The 22,118-nt window shown below is 41.8% G+C and carries 22 protein-coding genes; 5 read left to right on the forward strand and 17 right to left on the reverse strand.

Features of this window, described 5'->3' with window-relative positions; genetic code table 11:
- Window positions 1-49 precede the first annotated feature (49 nt).
- From H6A34_RS01485 to H6A34_RS01495, 3 genes are read right to left on the reverse strand one after another with little or no spacing between them, the layout of a single operon-like run.
- Window positions 50-175, reverse strand: coding sequence for a dehydrogenase (locus H6A34_RS01485; protein ID WP_205103020.1), 126 nt, complete (start codon window positions 173-175; stop codon window positions 50-52).
- On the reverse strand, window positions 165-1,679 hold the full coding sequence (locus H6A34_RS01490; protein ID WP_205103023.1) for a DUF4270 domain-containing protein: 1,515 nt from the start codon (window positions 1,677-1,679) through the stop codon (window positions 165-167). Before H6A34_RS01490 ends, H6A34_RS01485 begins: the two co-directional genes overlap by 11 nt.
- 40 nt (window positions 1,680-1,719) lie before the next feature.
- Window positions 1,720-2,535: a glycogen/starch synthase gene (locus tag H6A34_RS01495; protein WP_205103025.1), complete on the reverse strand. Its 816-nt coding sequence runs from the start codon at window positions 2,533-2,535 to the stop codon at window positions 1,720-1,722.
- A 177-nt stretch (window positions 2,536-2,712) separates the two neighbouring features.
- Between H6A34_RS01495 and panC the strand changes: the two genes are divergently transcribed.
- Window positions 2,713-3,561: a pantoate--beta-alanine ligase gene (gene panC, locus H6A34_RS01500; RefSeq protein WP_205103091.1), complete on the forward strand. Its 849-nt coding sequence runs from the start codon at window positions 2,713-2,715 to the stop codon at window positions 3,559-3,561.
- 32 nt (window positions 3,562-3,593) lie between these two features.
- Complete coding sequence (gene panD, locus H6A34_RS01505; protein WP_021948099.1) at window positions 3,594-3,941, forward strand: aspartate 1-decarboxylase; 348 nt, start codon at window positions 3,594-3,596, stop codon at window positions 3,939-3,941.
- Window positions 3,942-4,024: 83 nt separating this feature from the next.
- On the opposite strand, the gene pyk is transcribed toward panD, so the two are convergent.
- From pyk to mazG, 11 genes are all read right to left on the reverse strand, one after another.
- Window positions 4,025-5,470 (reverse strand): pyruvate kinase, encoded by a 1,446-nt coding sequence (gene pyk / locus H6A34_RS01510; protein ID WP_021948100.1) that lies wholly within the window; start codon window positions 5,468-5,470, stop codon window positions 4,025-4,027.
- 87 nt (window positions 5,471-5,557) lie between these two features.
- A complete protein-coding gene (gene dinB / locus H6A34_RS01515; protein ID WP_205103033.1) occupies window positions 5,558-6,634 on the reverse strand; it encodes a DNA polymerase IV in 1,077 nt (358 codons plus the stop codon).
- Window positions 6,635-6,656: 22 nt separating this feature from the next.
- Window positions 6,657-7,604 carry a DMT family transporter gene (locus H6A34_RS01520; RefSeq protein WP_205103035.1) on the reverse strand — a complete coding sequence of 316 codons (948 nt, stop codon included), beginning with the start codon at window positions 7,602-7,604 and terminating at the stop codon, window positions 6,657-6,659.
- 319 nt (window positions 7,605-7,923) lie between these two features.
- Window positions 7,924-8,361 (reverse strand): hypothetical protein, encoded by a 438-nt coding sequence (locus H6A34_RS01525; protein ID WP_205103037.1) that lies wholly within the window; start codon window positions 8,359-8,361, stop codon window positions 7,924-7,926.
- A gap of 10 nt (window positions 8,362-8,371) precedes the next feature.
- Window positions 8,372-8,728 carry a hypothetical protein gene (locus H6A34_RS01530; protein WP_205103039.1) on the reverse strand — a complete coding sequence of 119 codons (357 nt, stop codon included), beginning with the start codon at window positions 8,726-8,728 and terminating at the stop codon, window positions 8,372-8,374.
- A gap of 67 nt (window positions 8,729-8,795) precedes the next feature.
- Window positions 8,796-9,341 (reverse strand): RNA polymerase sigma factor, encoded by a 546-nt coding sequence (locus H6A34_RS01535; RefSeq protein WP_205103040.1) that lies wholly within the window; start codon window positions 9,339-9,341, stop codon window positions 8,796-8,798.
- Window position 9,342: 1 nt separating this feature from the next.
- On the reverse strand, window positions 9,343-10,782 hold the full coding sequence (locus H6A34_RS01540; RefSeq protein ID WP_205103042.1) for a L,D-transpeptidase family protein: 1,440 nt from the start codon (window positions 10,780-10,782) through the stop codon (window positions 9,343-9,345).
- A 102-nt stretch (window positions 10,783-10,884) separates the two neighbouring features.
- Window positions 10,885-11,196 carry a T9SS type A sorting domain-containing protein gene (locus H6A34_RS01545; protein WP_021948107.1) on the reverse strand — a complete coding sequence of 104 codons (312 nt, stop codon included), beginning with the start codon at window positions 11,194-11,196 and terminating at the stop codon, window positions 10,885-10,887.
- Between the two features lie 69 nt (window positions 11,197-11,265).
- Entirely contained in the window at window positions 11,266-12,183 is a 918-nt protein-coding gene (locus H6A34_RS01550; protein ID WP_205103044.1) for a ribonuclease Z, read from the reverse strand.
- An 18-nt stretch (window positions 12,184-12,201) separates the two neighbouring features.
- On the reverse strand, window positions 12,202-12,795 hold the full coding sequence (locus H6A34_RS01555) for a lipocalin-like domain-containing protein (RefSeq protein ID WP_205103045.1): 594 nt from the start codon (window positions 12,793-12,795) through the stop codon (window positions 12,202-12,204).
- Window positions 12,796-12,805: 10 nt separating this feature from the next.
- Complete coding sequence (mazG, locus tag H6A34_RS01560; protein WP_205103047.1) at window positions 12,806-13,597, reverse strand: nucleoside triphosphate pyrophosphohydrolase; 792 nt, start codon at window positions 13,595-13,597, stop codon at window positions 12,806-12,808.
- A 96-nt stretch (window positions 13,598-13,693) separates the two neighbouring features.
- On the opposite strand from mazG, the gene H6A34_RS01565 reads away from it, so the two are divergent.
- The 3 genes from H6A34_RS01565 (at window position 13,694) to H6A34_RS01575 (ending at window position 18,134) form a co-directional block, all read left to right on the forward strand.
- Window positions 13,694-16,336, forward strand: coding sequence for a valine--tRNA ligase (locus H6A34_RS01565; RefSeq protein WP_205103054.1), 2,643 nt, complete (start codon window positions 13,694-13,696; stop codon window positions 16,334-16,336).
- Window positions 16,337-16,409: 73 nt separating this feature from the next.
- A complete protein-coding gene (locus H6A34_RS01570; RefSeq protein ID WP_205103056.1) occupies window positions 16,410-17,612 on the forward strand; it encodes a clostripain-related cysteine peptidase in 1,203 nt (400 codons plus the stop codon).
- 90 nt (window positions 17,613-17,702) lie between these two features.
- Window positions 17,703-18,134 carry a hypothetical protein gene (locus H6A34_RS01575; RefSeq protein WP_205103058.1) on the forward strand — a complete coding sequence of 144 codons (432 nt, stop codon included), beginning with the start codon at window positions 17,703-17,705 and terminating at the stop codon, window positions 18,132-18,134.
- 99 nt (window positions 18,135-18,233) lie between these two features.
- Here the strand turns inward: H6A34_RS01575 and H6A34_RS01580 are convergent, their stop codons facing one another.
- From H6A34_RS01580 to H6A34_RS01590, 3 genes are read right to left on the reverse strand one after another with little or no spacing between them, the layout of a single operon-like run.
- Window positions 18,234-19,358 carry a polysaccharide pyruvyl transferase family protein gene (locus H6A34_RS01580; RefSeq protein ID WP_205103060.1) on the reverse strand — a complete coding sequence of 375 codons (1,125 nt, stop codon included), beginning with the start codon at window positions 19,356-19,358 and terminating at the stop codon, window positions 18,234-18,236.
- Window positions 19,321-20,568 (reverse strand): Coenzyme F420 hydrogenase/dehydrogenase, beta subunit C-terminal domain, encoded by a 1,248-nt coding sequence (locus tag H6A34_RS01585; RefSeq protein WP_205103062.1) that lies wholly within the window; start codon window positions 20,566-20,568, stop codon window positions 19,321-19,323. Before H6A34_RS01585 ends, H6A34_RS01580 begins: the two co-directional genes overlap by 38 nt.
- A complete protein-coding gene (locus tag H6A34_RS01590; RefSeq protein WP_205103064.1) occupies window positions 20,565-22,100 on the reverse strand; it encodes an MATE family efflux transporter in 1,536 nt (511 codons plus the stop codon). Before H6A34_RS01590 ends, H6A34_RS01585 begins: the two co-directional genes overlap by 4 nt.
- Between the last annotated feature and the right edge of the window lie 18 nt (window positions 22,101-22,118).

A 22,118-nucleotide genomic window follows, 5' to 3' on the forward strand; every position in this document is an offset into this window, starting at 1 on the left:
TATTCTGGGGCCTCTTTTTATTTCTTATGATAATAAAGATTTAGCAAAATTATTTATCTTCATTATAAGGTTGTCTCTTTACTTTAGATTTAGACAAATGCTTTTTCTTGCGTAACCATTCAGCTTTACGTTTTTCATATTCTGCCTGATGTCTTTCAAGAAAATTATCTGCCATCGTTATGATTAAATTTACTATATACAACAGTCAAAGTTATCGGTGCATTGGGGTTTGCGCTTCCACCAACAAGACGTGTACTCGTAAGACTCATATCATGGACAACTTTAACAATCTGGCTTGAACTATTCGTTGTCACTGATACAGGAATTATTACTACCTTATTCCAATTCTCATGTTCATCAATCCAATTGGGATTATCTGCCAATCCCGTATTTTTCGCATTATACATTGACGATATCATGCCGGAAATATTATCAAATGTATAAGTATTGTAATTATGTGCGGAAGATGAAGATGCACCGTCATAAGTGGCAATGAACGATCTTTGGTAATCAACAATATCCTCGTTCTCAAAGAAACTGTTAATACTGTCACTTGGTATCATCAACAATGTAGTCGGGACATCCAAGGCATATTCACTGTGGGTCTTATTATTGAGTCGTGTAAGTACAAGTTTTGCAGTATTCAATGTATCGTTCTCGTGTCCACGTCTGACCTCATCCACTGGCAAAGTAAGTTCAGTGAATATTGCTGACGGTGTCTTAAGGTATGTACATGTGTTATCTTCGGCCAGATTATCTAATGATTTATCATCATTAACTATATTGGTTGTCTGCAGCACTTCTTCAGTACCTGCGAACGTAGAGGTACCTATATATGTTGAATCACTCTTGTATTTAAAATATATGTTCAACTGACTGACCGATACATATGCCATTGAACCCAATCCATCATTAATTTCAAAATAAAATCCGGGGCATACATTATGTATAAAATTATACGAATTCTTAAAATATTCGGGATTCTCATAATACTTGCGCATTATGTAAGTACCAAAATTATTATATGTCTTTCCGTTTTTGTCTGTGTACGGCTGATTTAAATTAATTTTGATATTTGGGGTATAAGAACTTTCGTCAGCCCTTTCATCGTCACTAATGCTGAGGTCAACAAGAGTATAAGTTTTGTTGATTTTCATGCCGTCATTACCGACATATTCCTCTTTAGGATCGAAATTAGAATAATATTTCTTATTCTCCTCCATTGGCTTGGACATCTCATAAGCCGTCATATTCATTGTGGCTAAAGAATCACCATAGTAGCTGGTATAAAAAAGGCGGATATGGCATGAATCTGCAACAATTTTATTTATCATATCCTCCCTTGAGTCATTTTCATTAAATGCTTCAGAAAGACTTGCGATGCTGTCAATTTCGGGCAGTTCATAATCCTCAAGTGTTCCAAATTGAGCCATAAAATCGCAGGTAATATAATTACCTGTTTCCGGATCCTTGATTTTTCCAAGATAGCCCGTCGTATTACGAGATAAAACAGAATCGACAACAACTGATTTTGAGGTGAGCTCAAAAGTATCAGTACTAACCTCAAGCATATCCATGTTATCCGTCAACGATGTACCTATTGTATCTGTAGTTTCGTCACATGCAGTAAACATCATCGCTGAGACAATTGTGACGACAGAAAAAAACTTTAACTTCATCTGGATTATTTAAATCTAATGAACTAATATAATTTATTTTCTATTTACCTTCAATTACCTTATCATAAAAATCATCATAAACTTGACATACTTCGTCATCTGCAGGATTCGTCATCACTGGTAAACCTTTTTCTTCTGCATACTTAATTAATTCAGGATTAACATTTTTACCAGCATTCACAACCCCGTCAGAATAGTCTATTGCAAGTTTTTCCAATTCCATAAAACCAAAATCACTTCCATACTTATCAAGTATTTCAGGAGTTACATTCCTGAATGCAATGCTCTGTCTGAAATTAGCTCCAAGACTATCGTGCAATTCTTCAGAAAACAAAGACGTGACCACTTTTGTATTGGCAAAAGAAGGTTCATCCTGATATGCAGTCTTTATGTATAAAGGTATTATTGAACACATCCATCCCTGACAATGTATGACATCTGGAATCCAACGAAGTTTTTTTACAGTTTCAAGCACACCACGCGCAAAGAACACAGCCCGTTCACCGTTGTCATCATATTCTTTGCCATTTTCATCAAAAGCCATGAGGCGCTTGGTGAAATAATCTTCGTTATCAATAAAATAAACCTGTATGCGAGTTGAAGGAATGGAAGCTACTTTAATAATCAGCGGATGGTCAGTCTCGTCAATTATAAGCATCATTCGTGATAAACGGATGACTTCATGCAATTGTCCGCGGCGCTCATTAATATTGCCCCATTTAGGCATGAATGTCCTTATCTCGTACCCTTTATCCTGAATAACTTGAGGTATCAAACGCCCTAAGTGCGACATCTCACTTTCAGGGACATAAGGGATAATTTCTTGATTTATAAATAATACCTTCTTTGCCTCCATGATATAATTTTTTATCCTTGCAAAGGTACGAAAAAAGTTCGGAAAATAGGTACATTTTTTTGATAATTAGACAAAACCAACACCTTATTGGCATATTTTTTTAATTATTCTTCTTTATTTAAGAAAATTGTTGTTATTTTGCACGCCAAAATCAAAAGCATCGTAACATATATTATAATGAAGCTTTTTCATACAATAGTCGAACTTCAGAATGCATTGTTTGACGACAGGAAAGAGGGTAAAAGCGTTGGACTTGTACCTACAATGGGGGCTCTCCATGAAGGTCATGCCTCATTAGTAAAAAAAAGTGTTGAAGATAATGACGTTACCGTTGTCTCGGTTTTTGTCAATCCGACACAATTCAATGATCCAAAAGATTTAAATTCATATCCGAGAGATCTTGATGCAGACTGTAAATTACTGGAGAGTGTGGGAGCAAATTACGTATTTGCACCATCTGTAGACGAGATGTATCCATCACCTGACAATCGACATTTCGAGTTTCCTCCAGTTTCAACCGTGATGGAAGGTGCACATCGCCCAGGTCATTTTAATGGAGTCTGCCAAGTTGTAAGCCGTTTGTTTTATATTGTCCATCCTGATAAGGCTTATTTCGGAGAGAAAGATTGGCAACAAATTGCAGTAGTAAAAGCAATGGTAAAGTCACTTGGTATAAATATAGAGATTGTTGAATGCCCTATTATTCGTGACAGTGACGGCCTCGCTAAATCATCCCGCAACACGTTGCTTTCTGCTGATGAAAGACGAATTGCACCGTCCATTTATAAATCATTGAAGGAAAGTGTTGATTACGCAAAAAATCATAGCGTGCAGGAAACGCATGACTATGTAGTCAATAAAATCAATGCGGTTGACGGACTTGATGTCGAATATTTTGAAATAGTTGACGGAAACACTTTACAAGATATAAAAAATTGGGAAGACTCTGATTATGTCGTTGGGTGCATAACCGTATATTGTGGGGCACGGCCTGTCAGGCTTATTGACCATATAAAATACCAATAATTTATACGTTACTGATATATAAATATAATAAGATGCTGATAGAAGTTTTAAAAAGCAAATTGCACTGTGTCCAAGTTACGGAAGCAAATCTTAATTATATGGGCAGTATAACTATTGATGAAGACTTAATGGATGCAGCGAATCTTATTGCCGGTGAAAAAGTGCAAATAGTCAACAATAACAACGGCGAGAGATTTGAAACTTATATTATAAAAGGCACACGCGGTAGTGGTTGTATATGCTTGAACGGTGCAGCAGCAAGAAAATGTCAGGTTGGCGACACTGTTATTATAATAGCGTATGCACTGATGGATTTTGAAGAAGCAAAAACATATAAGCCAACTGTTGTTTTTCCGGAAAATAACAGAGTGGTAAAATAACAAATGTAAAGTTTTAACACGAAAAAGACGGTTGTAGACAATCTACAACCGTCTTTTTTTTATAAATTGACTCAAACCTGAATTTATCTGTATGTATTCGGAAGATGGAATTCATAAGAACGGTCAAAAACGTCTTTCACTGTATTTATCTCCAAGAACGTAGTACCGCCACCTTTACCGAAACTTCCACTTAAATAAGCTATTTTATCTTCCATACGCAAATATCCTTTTTGACGAAGCATGCGTAGTGCTGCCAAAAACTGTTCCTGTGGACCTATCTGTTCATGCTGTGCAACAGGAATTACTCCATAACTCAGCGCTAACCACCTTTGCGTCTTTTCTTTATAGCATATTGCCAAAACCGGATTAGGCCCTCTAAATGCAGCCAGGTTTCTTGCTGTGAGTCCTGTCTTGCTATCTGTAATGATTCCTTTTACGCCAAGAACCTCGGTTGCTTCAATGGCATTTCGTGCCAAGAATTCAGTAACATCACAATTTTCACTAAGCTTAAAGTCAAAATCGTGATCATACATTTTGTCTTGCTCTGCCTGTTCCGCGATTGAAGCCATTGTCTTAACAGCTTCCACAGGATATTTGCCGGATGCAGTCTCACCACTCAACATTAATGCATCAGTTCGATAATAAATTGCATTTGCTATGTCGGTAACTTCAGCACGCGTCGGCCGAGGGTTGTTTATCATCGTATGCAACATCTGTGTAGCAACGATAACCGGCTTCTTTGCAAGTCTGCACTTGCGGATTATCATTCGCTGGATTCCTGGAATCTTCTCTATCGGCACCTCTATTCCCAAATCCCCACGGGCAATCATTATTCCATAAGAAGCCTCAATAATTTCGTCTATATTGTCAACCCCTTCCTGATTTTCAATTTTAGATATAATCTTGATGTCGCTATTATGCTCGTCAAGAATCTTCTGCACAGCGAGCACGTCTTCTTTATTGCGGACAAAAGAGTGTGCAATGAAATCTATATCCTCTTCTATTGCAAGCAATATATTGCGCTTATCTTTTTCCGTAAGCGCAGGAAGATCTATATGAACACCAGGTACATTCACGCTTTTATGCGATCCTAATTGGCCATCATTCTGCACTTGGGCAACGACAGCCGGGCCATTGATCCCAATGACTTTCATATCAATAGCACCGTCGTCAAACAGGATATCATCGCCGACATGTATGTCATCGGCAAAATTCTCATACGACAAATTGATAATATCGTGCTCAGTGTCCATTTCCGGACGCCCGAAAATCTTGACTACGTCTCCAGTCTTGTAATCTATTGGTGCGTCAGCTCCTGTTGTACGCACCTCAGGACCCTTGGTGTCGATAAGTATTCCCAAATGTCGGCTTACGGAACGTGTGTTTTTTATAATTTTACGGATTCCGTCGGGTGATGCATGGGCCGTATTCATTCTGACTATGTTCATTCCGGCATCAAACAACTGACGTATGAACTCGACGTCACACCTTTGGTCACTGATTGAAGCTACGATTTTTGTTTGTTTCATCTTATGGATTTATACTGTTCGCATTAAACTTGTTGCAAATTTACAAAACATATTCTATAAACACAAACTATTGTTATTAAAATCACACTAATCCTTAAACTCAAGCTCTCCTTCAATCCATTCTCCGCATCGTATGTCTTCGGGTGGATTAGATATGGCAAGCCCAATCAGTCTTATTGGTTTCGACGAATAATCTACTTGTGACATAAGTCTTTTTACAACAGGCAGAATATCCTCCTTGCCTTCAAACACCTTAGCCTGCGTAATGCTTCGTGTTATCTGGGAAAAATCATAAAACTTGATTTTCAGCGTTACTGTACACCCTCGGAAATTACTTTTACGCAATCGTTCAACCAATTCCGTAACAATATGATACAGCTCGATTATAACCGCTGACTTTTTGTTTAAATCATCAAGAAAAGTCTGTTCACATCCAACAGATTTGCGTAGTCTTACCGGTTCTACCGGCCTGTTATCAATACCACGGGAAAAGTCATAATATACCTTACCCATCTTGCCGAAAACCTCGGTCAAATGTGTCAATGAGCACATACGCAACTGTAAGCCGTTGAATATACCCATTTTATGCATTATCATAGCTGTTTTTGGACCTACGCCCCAAAACTTTTCAATAGGAAGCGCTGATAAAAACTCATGAGACTGTTCTGGAGTTATAACATATAGCCCATCGGGTTTGTTCATGTCTGAAGCAATTTTTGCTAAGAATTTATTGTATGAAACTCCCGCAGAGGCCGTTAACTGCAATTCTTCATGTATCTTAGCCCTAATTTCCTCGGCTATTTCCACAGCCGACATATCATTCCGTCCGTCCGTAACGTCAAGGAATGCTTCATCAATAGACAACGGTTCGATAATATCTGTATATCTGCTGAATATTTCATGCACCTTGGCAGATACTTCTTTATATCGCCGGAAATCCGATGGAACAATTATCAACCCTGGACATAGCCGTTTGGCTTTTGCAATGGACATAGCCGAATGTACTCCATATTTCCTTGCCTCGTAACTGGCGGTTGAGACGACGCCTCGCGGCCCGTCAAAACCAACGGCTATCGGCAGACCGCGAAGTTCAGGCTTGTCTCTTTGCTCTATTGACGCAAAGAAAGCGTCCATGTCAATATGGATAATTTCCCTTTCCGGCATTAATGTCCTTTTTGCTATGTCGTCATTTCCATCTCCAATGCTTGATTAACACTCTGCCGAACTTGCCAAGCACCACCGTTATACGGTTTAATGATATTGAGCCACCAAGTACTATCAGGATAACTGCTGAAAGAATCATCATAATACCGCAGCCCAAACGTGAAGTAAACTGTTCACCAAACAGCGTAACTCCAAGAACAACAGCCGTTAATGGCTCCAATGCCCCCATTACAGCTGTCGGTGTTGAGCCTATTTCGTGGACTGCGACCGTCATTAGGAGTAATGATATGACTGTGGGAAACAACGCCAGCATTGAGGCAAAAGCCCAAGTCCTCACGGTGGAAAGCATCTGAATACGCGCTGAATCACCTCCAAAAATAGAGTTTATTATAATCAAGATAATGCCAAAAGAAAGCACGTAAAACGTAAGTTTCAATGATGACATCCGTAGAAACGACTTGTTTAGAATAATAATGTACAAAGCATATGTCAAAGAAGACACCATCACAAGAAATACTCCTAATGTGTTTAGTGACACTCCGTCTCCCCCACGATATAACAGCGCAATACCGAAAAGTGCCATAACGATTGAAAAAGATGTCACTAAAGTAACTTTTTCCTTAAAGAATACGGCCATAATCACTGCGACCATTACGGGATATACAAACAACAGCGTACACGCAATGCCGGCATCCATGTAATGAAAACTGTCGAACAACGTAAGTGATGACATTGAAAATAATATTCCTAATGGCGCAAGAACTGACAGTTCTTTCAACGATACGGCAAAAGACTTTTTAGTCGACAACATAAACAGAGCCAGCAATATTACGGCTATGCCGTATCTGTAGAACAATACAGAATTGGTATTTATGCCGTCAGCATATAGCGGCAATGCACCTAAAGGATTCAGTCCGTAACTTACAGCTGCCCCGATACCGCACAAGGTCCCTTTTACTTTAGAATTCATGTCGTTATAGAACTTTTTATGTACCTTTATGAAAAGCGGTGCAAAAGTACGAATTTTACTTTGAATTAAAGACAATATCATTCTAAAAGAGAAAACAAAATGAGAACAATAACGTAACATTAAGACAACATGTTGATTTTCAACATGTTAATGATTTACGGCATTTTATCTGATAAAACAGCGTGTATTGGATGACAAAACACCGTATATCGGACAACAAAAAAGGCTCATTCTATAATTGAACAAGCCTGTTATATAAATCGGACAACTTATATTTACTCACTACCAATGCAATGGATCATTCATTCCCCGCAAGCTATTATCTTTTCTTTCGTTTTTTTCCTGCTGCCATTTTGAACATCTGTCGATGAAACCTATCTTCAGCATTCAATATATCATAGACTTTTTGTGCCGGCAATATCTGCATGAACTTTTCATGATAAGTACGTTGAATTTCCTTGATTTCGATTTCATACTCATCACGCTTCTTTATATTCTTTTTGCATTCAGAATCAGTTGTTGGCTTTATTCTTTTGAGATTCCTCATTTTTTTATGTATAGCACGTTGCTTGCTAAGCATTTCGGAATATACCGGAAAAAATTTTGAGGCCTCTTTAGGAGTTAGGCATGCCTTTTTCGTTATATATTGCTCCAATTCCGCCTGAAATCTCTCAGGAGTGAATCCATTGCGTTTATGTTGGGCTACAGCCTCCTGCATAACGAATAAAAGACAAAATACTAATATCAGCTGTTTCATGTCAAATACTTTATTCATCAGCCATTAATGAATATAAATCATCATTGTCCAACATTGCGAAATCTGACAATTCATCAACGATATTGTCATTATACGCCGGAGATAATTCGTCTGCATGCACACTTGCTACAACATCCGTCCCGACATTTGCATTTCTAAAATATACAAATGCTGATACAACTGCGATAGCGGCACAAGCTGCCCATGTTACAGGGCGCAACCATCTCCTTATTGGACGCTCCTCAGCAAATTTTTCAGCAGAGAACTTATTTATGATTTCGGCTTCAAACTGCTCAAAATATCCATCAGGAACGTTGAACGGTCTCGGCTTGCCGAATTTCTGTTCTAACAAATATTCTTCTTTCATAGTTAATCATCATTTACACTTATGACGTTTACTCGAATAAAAAGTTTAATCACAGACATTAATAAAATCATTCGTGTAAATGAAAATAGTCTGATATTTTTTTTACTGCAATATGGTATGAAGCCTTCAATGCCCCTTCAGACGTATTGAGGATGGCGCTAATCTCGCTATATTTCAGATTGTCAAAATACCTCAAATTAAAAACTGTTCTTTGCACGTCCGGCAGCAGGGCAACGGCCTGCATGAGCATAGCATGTATCTCATCGCCATCGAAATACTCGTCAGCCATAAGTTTATGGGCAATATTCATGTCATCAGTATTGCCTGCTCCTATAGAGTTCTTGCTTTTACGAAGATAATCAAGGGCTTCATTTATGGCAATACTATAAAGCCACGTCGAAAGTTTGGAATTTCCACGAAACGAGTCTATGTTACTCCAAGCTTTCAGGAATGTATTTTGAAGCACATCGTCTGCATCCTCATGTGTAAGCACTATATATCGGATTTTCCAATACAAGCATTTACTATATGATTTTACAATCATTTCAAATGCTTTTTTCTTGGACTTACCGGAAGCAAGCAATTCGCATATTTTATCATCATCGCCCATCATACTACTCAACAAAAGGTTTCAATTGTTTTTCCAAGGCTGCATCATAACCATAAACATCCTGATAATCAACAATATGGCCTGATTCATCGTAATAAATTGTATAATATGTAATGAATATTGGAACTGGCGGTTTCACATAAAGTGTCCTAACCATCTTTTTTTTATCGATATTCTTATTCGGGATTGAATCATTATCCTCAAACAAATTAACTGTCATCGAATATTTCAACTTATCAGCCAGTTCGTCATCCTCATCCTTCATTAAGAACAATGCAAGTTCATATGGCTTTTCAACCCTTATGCAACCATGGCTTACTGCCCTTCCGGCACGCTTGAATACACCTGGAGAAGACGTATCATGAAGAAATACTGAAAATCCGTTGTCAAAACGGAAAATAATCCTGCCGAGAGAATTTTTAGGGCCACCGGATTGGATGATATACTGTTCACCGTTCATCATTCTTTCATATGATGCTTGCTCTGGCGATAACCGCCCCTCTTTCTTGTCATAAACAAACATCCCCATCCTATGCATGTACTCCGGCCTATGTATAAAACCTTTGGCAATGCTTTTAGGAACAATCCACTGTGGGTTGATATCCATACGCATTACGTTGCTTGCCAAAAGTGGTGTCTTATGCTTTAATGCCCCACATGCCATACGCATATATAAAACATTGCCGTTATCAATGGCACGCACTGAATATGACGGAATGTTAGCTTCTATTCTTCTTTCGATTTCATTATCTGGAAATTTCGTCAACCTCCATCTGCAACGCTCAATATTACAAAGAAGCTTCATCCTGTATGCCGGTTTAAGATTTTGTTGTCCCAACAAATTTAAAAGACTTCTATATAATTTACTTTTAGGTTGAAGCGTAACGAAAAAATCATTAATACTATCATTTAAAGCTTTTGCTAAAGCTTGTTGGATGAATTCCGCATTAGGGCGTTCTATCTTCAAATCTGAAAGCTGACGATAACGTTCTGAAACAGAATCATTTTCGAGTTTCTCAAAATTATTGTAAAGATAATCCGGATTGGATATGCCAAACCGCAAAATAGATGAATAGCGTAAATACGACTTGGTCAGATTATATTCCAATCGTGCCATAAGCATATTTATATCACCACTTTCTGCATCTATTTGAAGGGTTCGCATGCGATACAAATCATCCTTAAGTTGCTTGACACGCAATATTTTTGTATTAACTCCACACGTTCCGGCGTTTTCCAATATTACGAGAAGAGAATCGGCACGCTTTTGAATCCCTAAACGATTGATCCATATATATGGTTTTTCAGATAAATAATAACCTCTAATCAACCTGTCGACAGGCAGCATTATGCCGTCAGCCTCAATAAGGCGAGCGATATTTTTGCGTATTTTTCTTGAATCCAGCTTAAATCTGTCGTCGCTCAATTTGGAGAAATCATCCAAAGTAAGTCCCTTATTTGGATTACGCACATTGTCAAGGCAAGAAGAGCACGTAATTAAAACAAGTATCAGAAAAAAAACTAGTCGTGGCAAAATAAAAGTCACTTATTTTATAGATATCTTTCTTGTTGTTTTACCTCCGACTTGAACTATATAGCAACCTTTCGGCAGGTTAAGCTCATAACGGCAGTCTTGGCCTGTTACTTTAACGCTCATAACCCGCACTCCAGCTACATTATAAATATTCAGCATCAAACCATTTGCTCCGGTTACATGCAATGTGGAAGCCTTGACGGATATTGTTATTTCCTGAAACTCTGTATCAATGATTTCAACAGCCATATTCGTACGGCTTACAGCTGGAACTGTAAACAGCATAACCAAAACAAAAGGTATTATAAGTAAAATCCTTGCCATACGCTCATCTTATTTATGCAAAGATACATCTATTTTATTACAAAACAAAATTATATAATATTTTTTTACTTATTCGACATCAAAAACTGACATTTCGTTAGCTAAATAAGTATTAGGAAATATATTACGGGCTTCATTGAGTATTGCGTTCTCGTTATCATAACGCGCAGAAAAATGACCGAGCAAAAGTGATTTTGCCTTAGCATTTAAAGCAACTGTAGCAGCTTGTTTTGCCGTACTATGGTAATATAACGATGCTCTGTTCTCGTTTTCACTACAATAAGTAGCTTCATGATAAATTAGGTTAACTCCATAAACAAGCTTATATAACTCAGGTAAATATTTTGTGTCAGAGCAATAAGCATAAGAACGAGGTGCCGCTGCAGGTTCTGTCAACCTATTATTAGGAATAACTTCGCCTTCAGGTGTTATCCAATCAGCGCCATTCTTAATATTGTTACGATAGCATTCAGGAATCCTGTAAAAATCTATCATATCACGCCTGATATGTGGCAACGTTGGTTTTTCACTGAACATATATCCACAACAAGCAATACGATGGTTAAGCGGGATTGATTTTACTATTACACTTTTATCTTCATAAACAATCCCCGCAACAGACGTGTCTACCTCATGAAAAGTAACTTCATATTCTAATCCGTTACAAAAAAAGTCCATTTGCAATTTTAATATAGGCCCAAGCTCTTTAGGAGCATATATATGCAAAGGAGCAGTACGCCCCAACATGCCCAAAGTCGAAATCAAGCCTATTAATCCGAAACAGTGGTCACCATGCAAGTGCGTTATAAAGATAGCAAAAATCTTGTTGAAATGTATCCTTGCCCTTCTTACTTGTATTTGCGTCCCCTCACCACAATCGACCATAAATGTTTTGTCCCTCACCTCGATGATTTGAGATGACGCAAAATGTTTTAATGTCGGCAATGCACTTCCACATCCTAAAATACGAATCTTAAACGGCTGCATGCTTATGGATGAATTTAACTATTTATTTGTATCATCAATTTTGTTGTCTATATTTTCATTGCGCACACGTTTATATCCGTATATTCCCTTGTCATTCTCCAGATACAATGAATCCGGGCCCAATGAATAAATATCAAACGTATCTGATGAAAGTACAAGCTTTCCGTTAAGTATTTTCCATTCTGTATATGGCTTTGGTTCTCCTGTATTGCTGACAACAGCGCCACCTTCACGTATTTCAAATCTTTTGTCAAGACTACTCCATAAGCCTAAAAGGGAGGTAAGATTAATAACCTTCTTAGCATACATTGCCTCGTTCAAGCCATTAACACGTTCACCTATTACAGCTATTCGGTCGCCGACGAATAATCCGCCCTGCACATCTGTACAAGTATCAACACCTTCAAGAGTATAGACAATTGTGTCATTCTTGTCTGTAACAAGTTCTAACGTGTGCATGGCCGTACCGTCACCACATCTGCCATAAACTGTTGTATCTACAACCGCACTATCAGCTGGTAAAATATCTATTACCGGTGCAGATCTTTTATTATTGCAACCTGCGATAATAAGTACACATAAGAACAGCAATGTGCTATTAAAGCTTTTCATAAAAATATGATTATTTATTATTCTCTAATCCTTTAGCTTCATTCCATAGTTCGTCCATTTCAGATAACGTCATATCTGTCAATGGCTTACCCGATTTTATTGAATGTTCTTCAATATAATTGAAACGTCTGATGAACTTTTGGTTTGTATGTTCCAAGGCATTGTCTGGATTCAAATGATAAAGACGTGCTGCATTTATCACGCTAAACAAGAAGTCGCCAAGCTCTTTTGTAGATTTCTCCTTATCACCCTTCTCCAATTCCGTTTCGAGTTCGTCTAATTCTTCACGCACTTTTTTCCAAACATCAATTCTATCTTCCCAATCAAATCCAACATTCCTCGCTTTATCTTGTATTCTATAGGCCTTAATTAATGAAGGCAAGGCATCAGGCACACCTGAAAGAACACTTTTATTGCCATCTTTTTCTTTCAATTTGATTTGTTCCCAATTCTCTGTTACTTGCTCGGCTGTTTCAGCTTCAACATTTCCGTAAACATGCGGATGCCTGAATATTAATTTATCAGCCTCACGATTACATACATCTGCTATGTCGAAATCTCCGGTCTCACTACCAATCAGCGAATAGAAGCACACATGCAATAAAACATCTCCCAGTTCTTTGCATATATTCTTCTTGTCATCTTTCATCAAGGCATCACACAATTCAAAAGTTTCTTCTATCGTATTAGGCCTAAGGCTTTCATTTGTCTGTTTTCTATCCCATGGACATTTAACACGCAATGTATCGAGCACGTCGATTAGTCTACCAAAAGCCTCTAATTTTTCCTCTCTTGTATGCATAAATAAGTATTTTAATATGCAAATGTAGATATTTTCCATGAATATTTTGTAAATTTGCAACGTTTTTTATTGAATAAAATAAAAATAATATAGGAAATGGAATTAGCAAGCAAATACGACCCAAGAGAAGTTGAGTCTAAATGGTATCAATATTGGCTTGACAACAAGCTTTTCAGCAGTAAGCCGGATGGCCGTGAGCCATACACGATAGTAATTCCCCCACCCAATGTTACGGGTGTACTCCACATGGGGCACATGCTTAACAACACCATCCAAGATATTTTAGTAAGACGTGCACGTATGGAAGGTAAAAACGCATGTTGGGTACCAGGTACTGATCATGCGTCAATTGCAACAGAAGCGAAAGTCGTAAACAAACTGGCACAGCAGAGAATAAAGAAAACCGACCTCTCACGTGAAGACTTCTTGAAGTATGCATGGGACTGGACAAACGAACATGGAGGAATCATCCTGAAGCAGTTAAGAAAACTTGGCGCAAGTTGTGATTGGGAACGCACAGCTTTCACCATGGACGAAAAAAGGTCTGAAGGAGTTATTAAAGTATTCTGCGACTTATATAATAAAGGACTTATTTATCGTGGTGTGCGTATGGTCAATTGGGATCCAAAAGCCCAAACGGCATTGAGCGATGAAGAAGTAATATATAAGGAGGAGCACAGCAAATTATATTACCTTCGGTATATGGTGGTTGAGGAGCCTGGTAAATACGCCGTAGTAGCAACCACGCGACCAGAGACAATCATGGGTGACACAGCAATGTGCATCAATCCTGATGACCCGAAGAATACATGGCTTAAGGGTAAGCATGTGATTGTTCCGTTAGTAAACAGGCAAATACCTGTTATTGAAGACACCTATGTAGATGTCGAATTTGGTACCGGTTGCTTAAAAGTTACGCCAGCGCATGATGTTAATGACCATGCACTTGGCCTGAAACACAACCTTGAGACTATTGACATATTCAATGATGACGGCACGATATCGGAAGCAGCCGGACTGTACGTAGGCATGGACCGAATGGACGTCAGGGAGAAAATCGAGCAGGACCTCAAGGCTGCCGGACTTATGGAAAAAGTTGAAGACTATACAAACAAGGTTGGATTCTCTGAAAGAACGAATGTCCCGATTGAACCTAAGCTTTCTACGCAATGGTTCCTGAAGATGCAACACTTTGCAGACCTGGCGCTTGCACCTGTCATGAACGACGACATCAAGTTCTATCCTGTTAAGTACAAGAACACTTACAGACATTGGTTGGAGAATATAAAGGACTGGTGCATTAGCCGTCAATTATGGTGGGGACACCGCATACCTGCATATTATCTACCCGGCAACGGCGGTTATGTAGTAGCCGAGACGGCTGAAAAGGCGTTGCTATTAGCAAAAGAGAAAAGCGGTAACGATAAACTCACGCTTGAAGATTTACGCCAGGACGACGACTGTCTTGACACTTGGTTCTCATCATGGTTATGGCCGATTTCCGTATTTGACGGGATAAACAATCCTGAGAACGACGATATAAAATATTATTACCCGACGTCAGACCTTGTTACCGGTCCAGACATCATTTTCTTCTGGGTTGCCAGGATGATTATGGCAGGCTACGAGTATCGTGGCAAAATGCCGTTCAAGAATGTATACTTTACAGGTATTGTTCGTGACAAACTCGGACGGAAGATGAGCAAAAGTCTCGGCAACAGTCCTGACCCGATTGAATTGATAGATAAGTTCGGCGCTGACGGCGTGCGCATGGGTATGATGCTGTCTGCCCCCGCCGGTAATGACATATTGTTTGACGAGAGCCTGTGCGAGCAAGGACGCAATTTCAACAACAAGATATGGAATGCGTTTCGTCTTGTTAAAGGCTGGGATGTTGCCGAAATAGAGCAACCCAACGCCAACAGAACGGCCGTAAAATGGTTTGAGGCTAAACTGAGAATCACTAATGCCGAACTTGACGACCTGTTCAGGAAGTACCGTATATCCGAGGCGCTTATGGTTGTATACCGCTTGTTCTGGGATGAATTCTCAAGTTGGTATCTCGAAATGATTAAGCCGGCGTATGGTTCACCGATTGACAGAACAACGTTCGACATGACACTAAGTTTCTTCAACGACCTGCTAAAAATGCTCCACCCGTTCATGCCGTTCATTACTGAAGAACTATGGCAGCACATTTACGACAGGAAGAGCGGCGAGAGCATAATGCTTGACAAACTTGCAATAGAAGCTCCGGACACATCTGACGTTTCTCTCGTAAACGACATAGAAACCGTAAAGCAAATTATAGGTAACATCAGGACGATACGTAACCAAAAGAATATTTCACCGAAGGAGACGCTTGAGCTTCATGCTGTAAACGCTAACAACTATGCCGCTTACGACGACGTAGTTATGAAGATGGCCAACCTGTGTGCTATCAGCGTTGTTGAGGATAAACCGGCCGACACAGTGCAATTTATGGTAGGCACCGACGAATACGCCGTGCCTGTAGGCAACCTCATCGACATAGCCGCAGAGATTGAGAAGCAGGAAGCCCAACTTAAGCACCTTGAAGGTTTCTTGACAGGGGTAATGAAGAAACTGTCCAACGAGAAGTTCGTGGCCAATGCTCCGGAGGCCGTTGTCGCGCTGGAAAGGAAGAAGCAAAGCGACTCCGAGGAGAAAATTGCCGCATTGAAAGAGTCGCTTGCCGAACTCAAGAAGAAGCAGAAGTAAATACACACCTAACGGTGCCGGAAAAGCATGTGCTTATCCGGTGCCGTTTTTTTAGTTATCCAAACAATACATCATGAAACTCCTTTCATCATTGACGCGCAAGCTTTTCGTGGCGCTGATAGCCGTTTCGCCGATTGCCATGTCTTCATGCGACGACAGCGACGATACACCCGGCGGCGGCACGGACCGATACAAACAAACCGTGATAATGTACATGCCTTGGTCCGGCAGCGGTATCTACAGTTATTTCAAGCGCAATATAGAGGCGTTCGAGACTGCCATAACGGACAACAGGGGACTGGATGGCAACTCACTTGTTGTGTTTATATCTGAGAACGGTTCATCGTCGCACCTCATCAAGATATCGTATGACGACGGACAATGCTTGCGCGACACGCTGAAAAGCTACGACTTCGCCACATATGACTATACTGCTCCAGACGGCATTGCGCAGGTGCTCGGCGACGCTATGGCATGCTCGCCGTCAGACACGTATGCATTGGCCATAGGCTGCCACGGCATGGGATGGATACCGGCAGGTACAAACGTGGAGACACGGGCCGCCAGGGACGCCGCAGCGGCTGGACAGGTGCACCAGACAAGGTACTTCGGACACTCGAGCGACGTGACCTACCAGACGGACATAACGAGCCTGGCCGAAGGAATAAGCCGCACGGGGGTGAAGATGAAATACGTACTGTTTGACGACTGCTACATGTCTAATATTGAAACGGCATACGACATGCGTGGCGCGGCTGACTACCTGATTGCCTCCACCTGTGAGATTATGATCGAGGGCATGCCGTACGCCGAGATTGGCATCGACCTGCTTGAGAATGACCTCCAAGGCGCTGTGCAGGGCTTTTACGATTTTTATTCGGCCTTTAGCGTACCCTGCGGCACCATAGCCGTTACCGACTGCAGCCAAGTGGAGGCCATGGCACAGGTAATGCGTGACATTAATACGGCGTATCCCGACGGGATTGACGGCACGGACGGCTTACAGGACCTTGACGGATACACGCCCACCATATTCTTCGACTACGGCGACTATGCAGCCCATCTGTGCCGCGACGAGTCACTGCTGGCCGCCTTCAACGAGCAGCTGGACAGACTCGTGCCATACAAGGCCTGCACGCCTACTTACTACTCGTCGATTACGGGAAGGCAAACGGCTATCGATACATTCTCGGGGCTCACCATAAGCGACCCTACGGAGAATCCCGCCGTTACGGCCGCCAAAGCCACGACGGCATGGTATAAGGCTACGCATTAAGCACGCAACGGTACTGCCGCAATAGGCACAAGCCGTCGCCCATATTCCGGGCGGCGGCTTTTTTCATGTCGGGAAACGATTTTACGCAGTATGGCAGATTATCATGCAAAAGCATGTAAATGGTTACAAAACGTCATAATGAAAAGTTCATGCTCCCGGCGTAATCTGGAAAAGGATTTCCGGAAAATGCCATGCAGACTTAGCAAAACGGCTCTTCTGTTTGTAAAGAATTATTTGTTAAATAGAGTAAGCTATGCTTTCTCGTTGAGAAAACTATCTTTCCTCAATGAAAAAGCTATCTTCCCTCAACGAGAAAGCATAGCGGACTCAACGAAAAACATGGCTTTTCTGCATAAAAAAGGCCGTTTTTCATTGCACAAAAAACGTCTGGCGTGTATAACCGCAAGTACTGTAATGATTTATGGCTGCACACGCCAGATTGGCGTATTTAAGTTGACGGAAAGAAATTTTTGGCTGCGCCCGTTCTACGGCGTCAACGTTTTTCAAAGTGCAAGCGGTTAGGCCGTTATAGCCGCCATAGTGTCAATCACGCACATCCAAGGCGCACGCAGTCCTGGCCGTTGCAGCCCATGCCACGCGCAGACCTTACGCCGTAGGTAGTCAATGGCCGAGGCGTGCGAGAAAGTCCATCGACATATCCCTATAACGCGACAGTCTGCCGTTTACTTCATCCCATTGTATTCCACCGCTTACGAGCGCCTGCACGTCAGGCGAGGCCTCTTCGTCCAGCAGGCGGGACTCAAGCCCGAACATAGACAAAAGCGAGCGGAAACGCGACACACCGCGCCCTCGGTTGGCGACGGCAATGAAAGGCTTGTTGAAAATAATCGAGAAAACACAAGCATGGAACGAATCGGTTATGACGAAGCGTGAGTCGATAAACCCTCTGAGCCATTGCTCTACGGGCGGCTGCACCCGCTCGGCCAGCGGAGCGTTGATGTCCTCCACCCTTGAGTTTACCCTGAATGGCTGAAGATTCAGGCTTTCTGCCACGCTGGCGGTAAGCGCGGCCTTCCACGGAGTGTCGTCGAGAATGTAGCACATCATGCCTCGTTTGCCATCATGCATGCCGCAGCTGCCGGCCAGCAAAGCATAATCGTCGGCGTGGAGCAGCATTGTAGGATCAAGTACGTGCTCTGCCTCCACGCCGAAACGTTCACGGCACAAGTCTACACCTGAGTCCTCGCGCACCGATACATAGTCAAAACGCTTCAACAGCCTTGCGCATTGAGCCGTGAGCAGCCTGCCGTACTCCCATCGGTCCGTACCGAAAGAGGCGGCATAAGCCATGCGCCGTATCTTCCACCCTGACGTAAAGTCGAGGTAGGCGGTGCGTATGTCGTCGAAATACTGTGGCCGCCACACCTGGTCACTGCCCACCACGATTGCGTCGAAGTCGCCTTCGCGTATCGAACCATAGCCTTCGTAAACGGCCGGCTTTATATACCGCCTGATGAACTTATCCGTGTGCTGTCTGACGATGGGTTTCTCACGGTTGAACTTACGCTCGTAAAATATAGGATAAGGGTGGCCCTTCAAGTTTCTCAACAACCTTCTTGCGTACTTTACGGGCATTCGCCAGACTGGTAGCCGTAATGGTTTGTCAGCCAAGCTGATGACATAGGCATCATGCCCCATGCGCTCCAACACGGTCTGGAGCGCGTACGCCTGCAGTATCCCACCGTAGTTAGTGTGTAGCGGAAGCGTCAATATTCCTGTCTTCATCATTAGTTCGTTTAAAGATTATCCGCCTTACAGCCTTCCTCAAGCCGTGCAGTGCGGTATTGTACCATGGCTTTGCCAGCGCGGAATTCAACGCTGCTGAAAAGCTCCGACCATCACCAAGCTCATGGAAAAACGTCCGTCTTCGCCAGCCTTCGCGCAACACGGCCTTCATTCCACCATTGTAACGCTCAAGCCCATTGATGTTGGCCGCGCAAAAGTCCATGTCCAGCCTCTCGGCGGCAGTCTTTCCCTTGTCTGTATTCACGAATACAAGGCTTACGCCCCTGTTGTCCGCAAAGTCGGGCAACAAAGTCTTCACGCCCCAATAGTCGGCCAACGTAATGTCACTGCCGCTCACCCCACCCTTGCACTTGCAGCGGTAACAGCTCGGGCGCAGATAAACATCATTGAGAAACCCCTTCATAAAAGGATTGTCCACATAAACATCGGACATCAAAACCGCGCTTTCTCCTGTCACGGCAGTGCTTCCCCTCACAACAAAACAGTACTTATCCCAACCGTATATACGCTTATCCCTAAAACTTATGCCCGTAATCACCATACGGTTCGTATCTTCGCACGGTCTTGTCGTACCGCCTGCACTACGGCGTATCTCGTCCAGATACATGTGCCACACACCTGGCCCCGGTACTCCATGACAAAGAAAATCAACCGATAAAAGATTCGGGTAGCTTTTGCGTAAGTAACGGTTCAACCCCGCAACCTGGCACGGTGTACCGGTGAACAGAACTATGCGGCCATCCTCCAAGAAGCGTTCCGCCTTGATATATGAATCATTAATGTCGCTCTGAACATACTTGCTGCCCATCATAGCCCAGACTCCATCAATTGAATCGGCATACGTATGGACGACGTTCCAGCTCCCGTCGAACACTGCGCCGAACACTATTCCACCTTCAGCAATGACATTACGGGCCAAATTAATGAACACCCCTCCTGAAGAACTGCCAAGAAGCTCATCCTCATTACGGTTCTTTGCCCCGATAACCTCCATCCAGTGCTTTGGGTTGCCAGGGTTTGCCAACGGGCATACACGTTCGCATAATCCGCAGTCCACACACGCATCTGTATCGACCTCGGGATAAAAGAAACCTTCGGAATCCTCGCGCATGGTGATGCAATGCCTCGGGCATCTCTGTTGGCAAGCGGAACAGCCGCAACAATCATGCTTGTCCTTTATCTGTATCATCGCCTAAACTTATTTCTTAACGTTTTCAACCTATCGACAAAAAAAGCTCGCTCTTTATCAACCAATCCGAATATATATACAGAAACAACGACCGAGATGAACGAGACCACACACACAGTAACGAAACGTGACAATGACTGCAACATACAGACACGTATCACCATAGGTATAACAAGCGAGAAGACCGTCACCAAAAACATTGGCAATAAGGCTTTACGAAAATACTCCGACAACGAAAGATTTACCAAAGTACGCAGCATCCAGACACGTGCGAACAAGGCGACACAAAACACTATAAGCTGAATAATGAACACACTCTCAGGAGTAGAGCCGCATTTCAGCGCAATGTAAGATATCGGTAAGATCATTATTAACATCGTACCAACTACCGATTGGTACTTTCTTATCTTGCCTGTAGCCGAGGCTGCTTGTATTAATGGGTTTGCCAAACTGTCTATCATTGATATCACAAGAATCAAACGAACGAACACTACAGTATGTGCAGGCACGACTTTAAGCCACCATTGGAGTATCAAGTCAGTCTCAAACATTACCGGCAACGAGATAAAAAGTAACAAAAAGTATGAGAATTTGGAACTTGTAAACACCAGGTTGTGCATATATGGCATGTCACCGGATGCATACGATTTGGTTATCTGGGGATTAAGTGCCGTCTGGAAATTTATACAAAATCCCTTGATTGCATTCTGAACCTGCACGGCAATCCCTCGTGCCGCATTCAGCGCCGGTCCGAAAAACATGTTCAGCAGCACGTTGAGGCCTTGCGTAAACGCAACGGCGGCAATATTGCCGAAAAGGCTCCATCCTGCAAACCCTGTCATCTCCTTGAACAAGTCCTTGTCCCATATCCAACGATAACGTGTTTCAACAAAATGGCGGCCGCTATAATTACCGTATATAAAACGTATCAGCAATTGGATAAGCAACATCAGGATTGCATATAACTTCAATTTGTCAATATCGGAAATAACGAGCAGATATACGATAAGAAGTTTCAACACTACCTCCAATACGGATATATACGCAAAAGCGCCCATACGCTCATGTGCTATTATCACGGCATTATATGGTATGCTCATAACCATAACTATAGTTGCCAACACTGAAGCATGATAAACCCATAATGCGGCCAAGAACCGGTCAGGCGGAATATTCAAATGAGTATATACGAACCACAACCCGATTGTTTCAGAAAGTAACAGTATGATAACGGATATTAAGGCATGTATGTTAATGCTGGTACAAAACACCTTGTGTAACCGTTCCTTGTTACCACAGCCTAACTCGAAATTAAGAAAACGTTGCGTGGCTGACGCCATAGCGCCATTAAGAAACGTAAACATCGACACAAAACCTCCAACAACATTATATAAGCCATAATCCTCAATACCAAGCGTATTTAATACAACACGGCTGGTATAGAGGCTTACGGCCATGGTAAACAGCATTCTTACATAAAGTAAAAACGTGTTCTTGGCAATGCGTTTGTTTGTTTCCGATGTTTTCTCCATCAGCAATCCTTTGTGCCG

It is taken from the genome of Marseilla massiliensis (genome assembly GCF_016899855.1).
Lineage (GTDB): Bacteria > Bacteroidota > Bacteroidia > Bacteroidales > Bacteroidaceae > Prevotella.